At 50.1% G+C, this 9180-nt stretch carries 16 protein-coding genes and 1 pseudogene; 10 read left to right on the top strand and 7 right to left on the bottom strand.

The genetic code is table 11. The features are described 5' to 3' along the window. Positions 1 to 276: pseudogene (locus F7B33_RS01425) on the top strand (cytochrome c biogenesis protein); the annotation flags it as partial. Between the two features lie 9 nt (positions 277 to 285). On the opposite strand, the gene F7B33_RS01430 reads toward F7B33_RS01425, so the two are convergent. After that, positions 286 to 1362, bottom strand: coding sequence for a Xaa-Pro peptidase family protein (locus F7B33_RS01430; RefSeq protein ID WP_297072727.1), 1077 nt, complete (start codon positions 1360 to 1362; stop codon positions 286 to 288). Position 1363: 1 nt separating this feature from the next. Then, a complete protein-coding gene (locus tag F7B33_RS01435; RefSeq protein WP_297072729.1) occupies positions 1364 to 2704 on the bottom strand; it encodes a DUF438 domain-containing protein in 1341 nt (446 codons plus the stop codon). A gap of 114 nt (positions 2705 to 2818) precedes the next feature. Between F7B33_RS01435 and F7B33_RS01440 the strand changes: the two genes are divergently transcribed. After that, positions 2819 to 3295 carry a DUF1858 domain-containing protein gene (locus F7B33_RS01440; protein ID WP_297072741.1) on the top strand — a complete coding sequence of 159 codons (477 nt, stop codon included), beginning with the start codon at positions 2819 to 2821 and terminating at the stop codon, positions 3293 to 3295. A 292-nt stretch (positions 3296 to 3587) separates the two neighbouring features. Then, on the top strand, positions 3588 to 3734 hold the full coding sequence (locus F7B33_RS10180) for a hypothetical protein (RefSeq protein ID WP_366927508.1): 147 nt from the start codon (positions 3588 to 3590) through the stop codon (positions 3732 to 3734). Here F7B33_RS10180 and F7B33_RS01450 read toward each other — a convergent pair. After that, positions 3704 to 3868 carry a peptide-methionine (R)-S-oxide reductase gene (locus F7B33_RS01450; protein ID WP_297065610.1) on the bottom strand — a complete coding sequence of 55 codons (165 nt, stop codon included), beginning with the start codon at positions 3866 to 3868 and terminating at the stop codon, positions 3704 to 3706. The genes F7B33_RS10180 and F7B33_RS01450 overlap by 31 nt on opposite strands. A 616-nt stretch (positions 3869 to 4484) precedes the next feature. On the opposite strand from F7B33_RS01450, the gene F7B33_RS01455 reads away from it, so the two are divergent. The 6 genes from F7B33_RS01455 to F7B33_RS01480 all read left to right on the top strand — a co-directional run bounded on the left by F7B33_RS01455 (position 4485) and on the right by F7B33_RS01480 (position 6936). Next, on the top strand, positions 4485 to 5000 hold the full coding sequence (locus tag F7B33_RS01455) for a rubrerythrin family protein (protein WP_297065552.1): 516 nt from the start codon (positions 4485 to 4487) through the stop codon (positions 4998 to 5000). A gap of 79 nt (positions 5001 to 5079) precedes the next feature. Continuing rightward, positions 5080 to 5241 carry a rubredoxin gene (gene rd / locus F7B33_RS01460; protein ID WP_297065612.1) on the top strand — a complete coding sequence of 54 codons (162 nt, stop codon included), beginning with the start codon at positions 5080 to 5082 and terminating at the stop codon, positions 5239 to 5241. A gap of 10 nt (positions 5242 to 5251) precedes the next feature. Next, the gene (locus F7B33_RS01465) at positions 5252 to 5599 is read left to right on the top strand and encodes a desulfoferrodoxin family protein (protein WP_297065554.1); all 348 of its coding nucleotides are present in this window, start codon (positions 5252 to 5254) and stop codon (positions 5597 to 5599) included. A gap of 94 nt (positions 5600 to 5693) precedes the next feature. Continuing rightward, complete coding sequence (locus F7B33_RS01470) at positions 5694 to 6053, top strand: iron-sulfur cluster assembly protein (RefSeq protein ID WP_297072730.1); 360 nt, start codon at positions 5694 to 5696, stop codon at positions 6051 to 6053. A 5-nt stretch (positions 6054 to 6058) separates the two neighbouring features. Further along, positions 6059 to 6409, top strand: a complete 351-nt coding sequence (locus tag F7B33_RS01475) for an iron-sulfur cluster assembly protein (protein ID WP_297072732.1) — start codon at positions 6059 to 6061, stop codon at positions 6407 to 6409. 2 nt (positions 6410 to 6411) lie between these two features. After that, positions 6412 to 6936, top strand: coding sequence for a ferritin family protein (locus F7B33_RS01480; protein ID WP_297065562.1), 525 nt, complete (start codon positions 6412 to 6414; stop codon positions 6934 to 6936). A 44-nt stretch (positions 6937 to 6980) separates the two neighbouring features. Here F7B33_RS01480 and F7B33_RS01485 read toward each other — a convergent pair whose 3' ends face one another. Genes F7B33_RS01485 through dps form a run of 3 tightly spaced genes read right to left on the bottom strand, consistent with a single transcriptional unit; the run spans position 6981 to position 8367 of the window. After that, complete coding sequence (locus F7B33_RS01485) at positions 6981 to 7430, bottom strand: ferritin family protein (protein ID WP_297072734.1); 450 nt, start codon at positions 7428 to 7430, stop codon at positions 6981 to 6983. 43 nt (positions 7431 to 7473) lie between these two features. After that, on the bottom strand, positions 7474 to 7776 hold the full coding sequence (locus F7B33_RS01490; RefSeq protein ID WP_297065569.1) for a ferritin family protein: 303 nt from the start codon (positions 7774 to 7776) through the stop codon (positions 7474 to 7476). A gap of 39 nt (positions 7777 to 7815) precedes the next feature. After that, positions 7816 to 8367, bottom strand: coding sequence for a DNA protection during starvation protein (gene dps / locus F7B33_RS01495; RefSeq protein ID WP_297072742.1), 552 nt, complete (start codon positions 8365 to 8367; stop codon positions 7816 to 7818). Between the two features lie 105 nt (positions 8368 to 8472). Here dps and F7B33_RS01500 point away from each other — a divergent pair, with 105 nt between their 5' ends. Beyond that, positions 8473 to 8850: a Fur family transcriptional regulator gene (locus F7B33_RS01500; RefSeq protein WP_297072737.1), complete on the top strand. Its 378-nt coding sequence runs from the start codon at positions 8473 to 8475 to the stop codon at positions 8848 to 8850. A 1-nt stretch (position 8851) separates the two neighbouring features. On the opposite strand, the gene F7B33_RS01505 is transcribed toward F7B33_RS01500, so the two are convergent. Continuing rightward, the coding region (locus F7B33_RS01505) for a ferritin family protein (RefSeq protein WP_297072739.1) at positions 8852 to 9180 on the bottom strand (329 nt) is incomplete at its 5' end.

Consider the following 9180-nt stretch of genomic DNA (forward strand, 5'->3'; position numbering starts at 1 on the left):
ACGGCGGCCCTCAGCGGTGACGTTAAGAGCGGGGCGATAACCATGGGGACCTACGGCCTCGGGATGGGCCTCACCGTCTACCTGCTGATGTCCTCGAAGGATTTGGGAGAATGGGTCAACAGAAAGCTCCTCTCCGGAAGGCTGAGCCTTGAGGGGAGGAAAAAGGCAAAATGGGAGGTGGCCCTAGGGTTTATTCTCATCGGGTTGGGCCTGCTGATGCTGACTGAGCTTACTCCGTTAAAGCTCTGGAGTGCTCTCTTCGAGGCTCTCTCATAGGTGTGAAGGTCAAGTAACCCTCTCAAGCCCATTCTCTTTTACGATGTAGGTGTCTTCGTGCTTTATAGCACCTTCAGGAATCATCAGCGGCGGGTGGATTATGCTGAGCACCATGTTCTCCTGCACTTTAGCGGCCCTCGTCGGCACGATTATGGTGGGCATCGGTGGCTCTTCTATAAGCAAACCAACGCCGTGGGTGTAGCCAGTGAGGTAGGCATCACCAAAGCCCTTCTCCTTGAAAAAGTCTGCGAGCCTCTTCTCAACAGCGTTGAGAGCCACTCCAACCTTCGTTTCCTCAAGGGCAATACTGAGGGCCTCTTCTTTGACCCCTATGGCCTTCCTGACGCGCTCTCCGGGGTCACCTACCACAAAGGTTCTCGCGGTGTTCGCGTAGTAGTGGTTCCAGTCGGTTCCAATGACGACGGTTACAACGCCGTTTTCTGGAACTTTAAGGTCCCTAAAAGGCTCTGCGTGCGCCCTCGGCGTGGTGGAGACGTAGACCTTTGGATCCTCGCTCCCTCTGAGCATGAGCTCTCTTATGACTTCGGCCGCTATCTCAAGCTCGCTCTTTCCGGGCTTTATGACCTCTTCAGCGACGGCCATACCCTTCTGCGCTATCTTTCCAGCATTTCTGATGTTCTCAAGCTCCCAGTCGTCCTTTATCATCCTGAGACTCATTGTTAGGTCGAGGACGTCAACGACCTCAACCATCGGGTTGAGCCGTTGGAAAAGCTTGAGAAAAAATGTATACGCATCCCTCTCGACGCTGAACTCGTGGCCTACCCTTGTGAAACCGTTCGTGGCTATCCAGGTCACGATTCCGGCCATCAGGTCCTCGGCGCGCTGGTATTCCACGACGTTCTCTATCCAGCTCTTCTTCTTGAAAAGCTCTGCTTCACCTTTGACGACGTAAACGGTTGGTTCTCCCTCTGCAGGAATCAGAAGGCTTGGACGGAGCCACTTCGTTCCGGTGAAGTAGATGAAGCTCGAAAGCGTCCTGATAACGGCACCGTCAACACCGTTCTCGCGCAGGAGTTCCTGAAAGCGCTCGACCCTCTTCCTGAATATCTCTTCGCTTCCCCTCATCTCATTCCCTCCAGTCCAGCAGTCTCTTCTCGCCCTCTATCTTTTTATAGGGCGCGATGTCCATCGTCATCTCCAGCGTCCCTATGTACTCTCCCTTATCGTTGAAAAGCGGCACGTATTTGATGTAGACGTACTTTGGCCCGAGTTTAAGCCAGAAAACAGCTTCTTTCTTCCTGCCCTCCTTGAAGGCCCTGAGGATTTTGTTAACGATGTGGACGCTCTTCGGCGGGTGGCAGAGCTGGACGGGTCTTCCGAGGACGGACATGGTTCTGTCGAATATCCTCTCGCCAGGCGAGAAGAACCTAACCCTGTCGTCCTTATCAATGAAGGTCACGTCCACCGGCAGAGCCTCAAAGATAGCCCTAAGCTCTTCAAAGCTCACATAACCCGTTCCGAGGTCTATGTCACCATCGCGCTTTAGCTGGCTTTTATCGAACTCCAGCGGCTGGCCCCTCAGTGCCTCCTGAACCTCCTTTGGAAGGCCAAGGAGCTGCTCGATACTCAGTTCGGGGTTAATCTCCCACGGGTGAAGTGGCCTAACGTCCTCACCAGGGTTCCATGCCGGTGGGTTGACCTTGTAGAAACCTATCTCGTCCTCCTGCATTCGTATAGCCTTCCACTCGCCGTCGCTGAGGAGTGCCTTGAGCGTGGGGTAGTAGATGTTGTTCTCGCGGAAGACCATGTCGCTGAGCGCAAAAGAGGCCTCTCCAGCCTTGTTCTCGAAGCGCTCCACGAACTCCTCCCATGGCATCTCGTCCTTCTTCCTCAGAAGGTTAGTCAGATACTTTATCATGAACCTTATCTCGTCGTGCTTCGTCCAGAGCACGGTGGCTATTGCTGTTAAACCCCTCCTCTCGATGTAGGGGAAGGTGAGCATCTCCTCTCGGTTGTAGTGAGTGAAGCCGACCTTTCTTAGGTCATTCACTATCTCCCCTAAAACTCCCAAAATTTCCTTCCTCATGCGCTCGTCTTTTGTCGTTACTAACGTCCTCGCATATAGGTTGAGCATCTCTGCATCTTTCATTATCTCCTTGTTCTCGAGGTAGAGGGTCTTGAGAGGGTGACCGTCAGGTAAGTCCTTTTCCTCAAGCTCGTCGGTTCCTTTAACGGCCTCGCGGAAGAGTTCAACATGTAAATCACACATCTTGGCTATGTCCTTTGCCGAGATTCCCTCCTTCACAAGCTCCTGCTCGATTAGGGGAATTTCGAGAGGTGAGATTCCACTTAACACCTGTCTAAAATCCTGCTTGAGCTTCTCAATGTTCTCTCCCTCGTGGATTCTAAGGAGGAGTTTTTTCAGTTGCTCTTTCTTGTACTCGTGCGTGTTCAGTAACTCGGTCATCTTTAACCACCTTTATGACAAGTGTCATATCAACATTTTATAAGCATTGCTGGACATATCTGCCCAACAAAGTTTATATGCCACGTGTCATAAAAACCGAGTGGTGATGTGGAAATGATGCTCGACGTTCGAGGGTTGAAAGCACCCCAACCCGCTTTGATGATAATCGAGTCCCTCGGAAAGCTCAAAACTGGAGAAACGCTTGAGGTGCTCGGCGATAAACCCTTTGTGGACATTCTTCCAAAGCTTGAGGAGGCTGGGTATGGAGTGAAGGTCGAGGAAGTTTCGGGATTTTTCGTTTTGAGGGTGACCAAGACCGAAGACTCTAAGGAACTCAGCATGGAGGTCAAGGAGTGCGATGACAAGCTCGAGGAGATAGGCGAGGACACCAACGTGGCCAAACTGCTCAAGGCCTATCCAGAGTCCCTCAAAATCCTCGTCAAGTACGGATTCTCCCCGCTGGAGAACCCTACAATGAGAAAAACCTTAGCGAGGACGATAACACTGAAAGGTGCTAAAAAGCTCCTTGGAATGGGCGACGAGCGCTTTAGGGAGATGATGACGGAGCTTAAGGCTCTTAAGAAGTCCTAAATATTCCTCCCACCATAGGAGGAACCATAAAGACGAACGCCTTTGAAGTGACCTCGCGCTACGTTTATCCATCACCCCGGTAGAGGCTCGTTGAACACCTCCGGAAGAGGGGGCTGAAGCAGACGGAGATAGCGGAGCTTTGCACATAACCCAGTCGGCCGTCTCCCGTTACCTAAGAGAAGAAAGGGAAGACTCATCGACGTTTCCTCTTTTCCAGAATGAAAATATTGCCGAACTTTCTGATAGGACAATCAGCTAAAAACTCGGGGAGTACAAGATACACACCGAGCTTGTGAAGCTCTCCCTGGAGTTCTTGGGCAGAGGTTATGGCTGTTCTTTCCACGCGGAGATTGACCCAGAGATAGACCCGAGAAAGTGCAGGGTCTGCATCGAGCTTTTCGGTGAGCCTCACTCAAAGAGTCGCTCGCAAGCAACGTAACTGTACCTCCTCAGCTCTTCCTTTGGGATGAACCTCAGCGAGGTGGAGTTTATGCAGTAGTGCTTTCCGGTTGACGTTGGCTCGTCAAAGACGTGGTCGAGGTGAGAGTTAGCGAACCGGTTTTCCTTACACAGGCTTTATGAAGCTAACTTTACCGGAGTAGAGCTTGTAGTACTTGTAGTTCGTCTCGAAGCGGAAGTACGGCCTTAGTGGTTGTCTTCAGCCTGATAGAACTTCTTGCATCCCGTTCAGCTCTTCGCGAGTCTAAGGAGGGTTTCCGCTTGGAACAACACCCGAGGAGGAATTCAGACAGGCACGGAATTCTCATAGATGACCTCCGCGAAGAGAGTTTACACAATAGGAGACTGCAAAGGGTATGATGATATAATCTTCGGAACCGCGATGACAGTGGTGGAGCAGGCTAGGCATTGGCGGACCTCTTAATGGGTGGGGAATCGCTATGACTTTAGCTTCAGCTCTGCAGTCTTCAAGTTCGCTGACCTGAGCATTGTCCTGATTGGGGAACCCATGTGACGAAAAGAGCTTGACGAGGGAACCAGTATTTTTTACAGTGGGAAGAAACCGGCCGGTGCCTTTGTATTTTGGAACCTCCAGAAATCCTTAAGGCTCGAAAAAGACATTAAAAAGTTCTTCATCCCTAACTGGTAACTATTCAAAACCTTGGTTTGGAAAACCGTTATATACGTTCACGCTCTAAACTATACTGAACTGCACAGTTTGGTGATCAGCATGGGTGTGAAAAGGAAAATGACTCAAAAGTTTTTGGAAGATGCGTTCGCCGGCGAGAGCATGGCCCACATGAAATACCTCATTTTCGCGGAACAGGCCGAGAGGGAGGGCTTTTCCAACATAGCCAAACTTTTCAGGGCTATCGCTTACGCTGAGTTCGTTCACGCGAAAAACCATTTTATCGCCCTCGGCAAGCTTGGAAAGACGGAGGAGAACCTTGAGGAGGCCATAGCGGGTGAGACCTTTGAAGTCGAAGAAATGTACCCCGTTTACAAGAACTCCGCCGAGTTCCAAGGGGAGAGAGAAGCTATCAGGACGACACACTACGCCCTTGAGGCTGAAAAGGTACACGCCGAGCTGTATGAAAAGGCCAAGGAAAGAGCAAAAAGTGGGGAGGACATAGACGTCAAAAAGGTCTACATTTGTCCTGTCTGCGGTTACACATCGATTGATGAAGTTCCAGAGCGCTGTCCCGTCTGTGGAGCTCCAGGAAACAAGTTCGTAGCCTTTGAGTGATTTCTTCGCTTTTCCATTTCACAGGTTTGAACCACAAACCTTATAAGGCCGAAATACCAACAATAAATTGGTGAAGGAAGTGGCAAAGTGGAGATGTCTAATCTGTGGTTACATATACGATGAGGAAGAGGGCGACCCGGATAACGGAATTCCCCCGGGAACCAGGTTCGAGGACCTTCCCGAGGACTGGGTTTGTCCCCTCTGCGGTGCACCTAAAAGCGAATTTGAAAAAATAGAGTGAGGTGGTCGAGATGCTTAGCGAAACCATAAAGAGTGGAGACTGGAAGGGGGAGAAGCACGTCCCCGTTATAGAGTACGAGAAGGAGGGTGACCTTGTCAAGGTCGAGGTCAGCGTTGGAAAGGAGATACCTCACCCGAACACTCCAGAGCACCACATAGCGTGGATTGAGCTCTACTTCCACCCGGAGGGTGAGAGCTTTCCGATAATGGTCGGCAGGGTGGCCTTCACCAACCACAGTGACCCGCTCACCGAGCCGAGGGCGGTATTCTTCTTCAGAACCGAGAAGAAGGGCAAGCTCTACGCGCTGAGCTACTGCAACATTCACGGCCTCTGGGAGAACGAGGTTCAGCTCGAGTGACTTGTCCCGCCCCAACCCCTATTCTTTTTGCGTTTTCCCAGTTCCGTCCAGGAAGGCTTATAACCGACCCATGCTAAGCCCATACGGTGGGAACATGAAGGTTTACATACCAGGCAGGGAGTGGCCTGAGCCTTATAAAGCTGTCATCGAGGAGCTGAAGAAGATAACCGACCCCGTAACGGGTGGCGATATCCTTGACTCGGGCGTTATAGCTGGCCTCGAGGTTAGTGATGATACCCTTAAGGTATGGCTTAAATTTGAAAGCCACACGGAGTACAACATGACCGGAGAAAGTGCCGTAGCTTACTCCAAAATAATCGGGGACATAATGGAGCGCTTCGCCCTCGTTAAATTCGATAACGTTTACGTCTATGACCTGGCGAACAACGTTGTCGGAAAGTTTGAGAACAAGAAAGGCTACAGGCCTGAGGATCTTAGCGAAGGGAAGGTGTAAGGTTAATGGGCCTACTGGACTTCCTCAAACCCAGAACACAACCTAAAAGGGAACCAAGAGAGGACCTCCCAGAGGAGGTCAAATGGGTCGTCAAAGTTCTGGAAAACGTTGAAGACCCAGAGACAGGGCTTAACATCGTGGAAGAAGGCCTTCTCTACGGATTAACCGTTGAAAAGGGGGGAGTTGAGGTTTTCCTCCTTATGGCCCGCTCAACTCCGGAGTGTCATTTTTGTCGAATGATAGCGATAAACGTCCAGAGGAAGATATTAGATGAGGTCATTAAAGTTCTCAAAGCGGAAGGGTTTAATAGTGTGAGGATATACAATGAACTCGGACTACTTTTGGCGGAGGGATAGGTATGGTTCCGCCCGAACTCGACGAAGGGCTTCCCCTTGAAAGGATTAAGGACTTTTCCCTTGAGGAGCTCCTTGGAATGGCGATAAAGGCCGAAATAGGTGCGAGGAAGTTCTACGAAAGCCTTGCCGAGAGGATAGAAATTCAGGAGCTTAAGAACAAGATAGAGTGGCTCGCGGGAGAGGAGAAGAAGCATGAGGAGCTTCTGAGGAAAATCTACGCCAATATGTTCCCGGGAAAGGAAGTTGTCTTTCCCAAGGAGCACATAGGGCCCGAGCTCAAGCCTGTCGCGAGAGAACTTCACGGCGTTCAGGACATAATAGACCTCATTCGCTGGGCCATGAAGGCCGAGGAGATAGCTGCGAAGTTCTACGCTGAGCTTGAGGACATGGTAGACACAGATGAGAAAAAGAGATTAATGCGTTACCTCAGCGACATGGAGTGGGGCCACTACTACAACCTCAAGGCCGAGTACGAGTTGCTCCTTGACTGGGCCATGTACAGCCAGATGATGAACGTTGGACCGTGAGGGTCGTTTTTCCTCTTTTCATCCGAGGATAAAAAAGAAAGGGGTTACTCCTTGTACTTTGTTATCAGCTCTGCTAAAAGCCTGTGGTGCTCCTTCTCGTTCTCAACTATCGCCTCGGCGAGGCCTTTGAAGAGCGGGTGGGTCATCTTCTCGGCCATCTTCTGGTAGGTCTCTATCATGTCCTTCTCTATCTCGAGGTGCATCTCGGCGAAGCGCTTAACGAGTGCCTTCTGCTCGGGAGAAAGCTCGACGTCTTTAACCTCCGAGAGAGGCCCCTCACCGGCGAGTTTCTCAAGCTCCTTCTGAGCATCCAGGATGGCCTCCATGAGGTGCTTGTGTATCACGGTATCAACGGCTATCCTCCCAACTATCTTCTCGACCGTTGTGTACCTCAATCCCTGCCCCCTTATGAGTTTCAAACCGTCTGTGTAGCTGGAGGCGGCCTTCTTCTCGGTTTCATAGGCGTGTTTAACAAGAGGTTCAGACATGGACATCACCGTAATTACATATACCTTTCCATAATACAAAGAGAGAAGGTCAAAGGTTGACCTTTATTCCGGTTTCTTCTTCAACTTCCTCAAAGCCTTCCTTCATGTACTTCGCGAGTTCTTCGTCCACCTCGAAGAGCGCCGCGAGGAACTCGCCAAAGTGCTCCTTCTCCTCGTTGGCCACATCGAGAAAGATATGTCTTATCCTCTCGTCCTCAATGCCAGCAGCAAGCTGCTCGTAGATATTTATAGCATCAAGCTCCGCCTCAATCGCCCAGCGGAGGGCCTGGGCTATCTCGGTCTTGGTTAAAGGCCTCTCCTTTGGGAGTTCAAACGGGTATTTGGCAAGCATGGTATCACCCGTTATAGTTCAATCTTACCCTTAATAACCCTACCTCAGGAACTTTGAAACATAGGGGCTTTCACCGGGCTTTCCACGCCTGAAGTGTCCGCTTGGTTTTCCAGTAAAAAGTTCCTCGAACCAGGCCTCATGCTCTATCTCCTCGTGGAGTATCGCAAGAGCTAAATCGTAAGTTCTGGGGTCTCTTCCGAAGGTGTAGTTACATATCTCAGTATAGACTCCCACGGCACAGCGCTCCGCTTGGAGAAGAACCTTTAGAATTTCTTCTACTGTGGAGTTCTCGGGCAGGTAAGCGTCGCTACACCACGCCATTTCTGCAAAATCACGAATGTCCCTAGGAAGCTCTCCCCCGAGTTCATAAATCCTCGGCACAAGAGCCTCGAAATGATTCCTGTCCTCGAGGCGGGCATCCTCGATGATTTCTTTTATCGCCTCACCTTCCAGACCGGCGGCGTGGTTCCTCAGAACGGTGTAGTAGTAATATGTCGTGAACTCTGCCGCGGCCGCCTTCAGCAGCATTTCCAAAAGCTTCTCAACGTTTATTTCGGCCCTCTCAACGAGCCGTCTGTTGTGTTCCGACATAGGTTTCACCATTTATTTGTTGTAACTTCTACTTAATAAGTTTTCCTATTTAGAAGTTACTTTTGTTTAGGAAGGCTTATAAATAACTCTTTTAAAGCTTTGTTCATGTGGAAGGAAAAAGCTATTGAAACTCTACGGAAAAAAGGCTATAAAATAACTCCCCAAAGACTTAAACTTCTCCAAATCCTTGAGGAAATTGGAAAAACACACCCTTCCCTTGGAGAGGTCCACGAAAAGCTAAGGAAAGAGTTCCCAACGGTTAGCTTTTCAACTCTATACTCTAACGTCATCACGCTGAAAGAGTTAGGACTGGTGGAGCTGTTCTTCCTTGACGGAGAGACGAGAATAGAAGTGAACACAAGACCCCACATTAACATAATCGAGAGTGAGAAGATAATTGACATCAACGACGTGGGGATAATAGAAACCATAGAGAGAAAGACCGGAAGAAAAGTGAAGTTCATCAATGTTTTTCTCGAATAAGTCAATCAACCTCAAGGCTAAAATCTTGGTAGTCCATCCAGATGCCTGTCTTCATCACGGCATCGTACTGGGCCTTGAGTAGCTCATAGTGGGCCTTCTCCACTTTCGCTAGCTCCTCGAAGATTCTTTTCACGCCCTCGTGCTCCGCCTCCTGAGAAGCCTTCTCGTAGAACTCCCAGGTTAGCTTCTCCTGCTCCATGCCTATCTTCACCGCATCAACCTCGCTCTCAATGTTCTCTACCTTAACGAGGAGCTTTTCAAGGAGTTCTTCGCTAACGGCCGGAAGCTTGCACTCCTCGGCGATGCGTTCAAGGAACTTCTCTTCAAACT

The sequence above is a fragment of the Thermococcus sp. genome, from assembly GCF_015523185.1.
GTDB lineage: Archaea > Methanobacteriota_B > Thermococci > Thermococcales > Thermococcaceae > Thermococcus.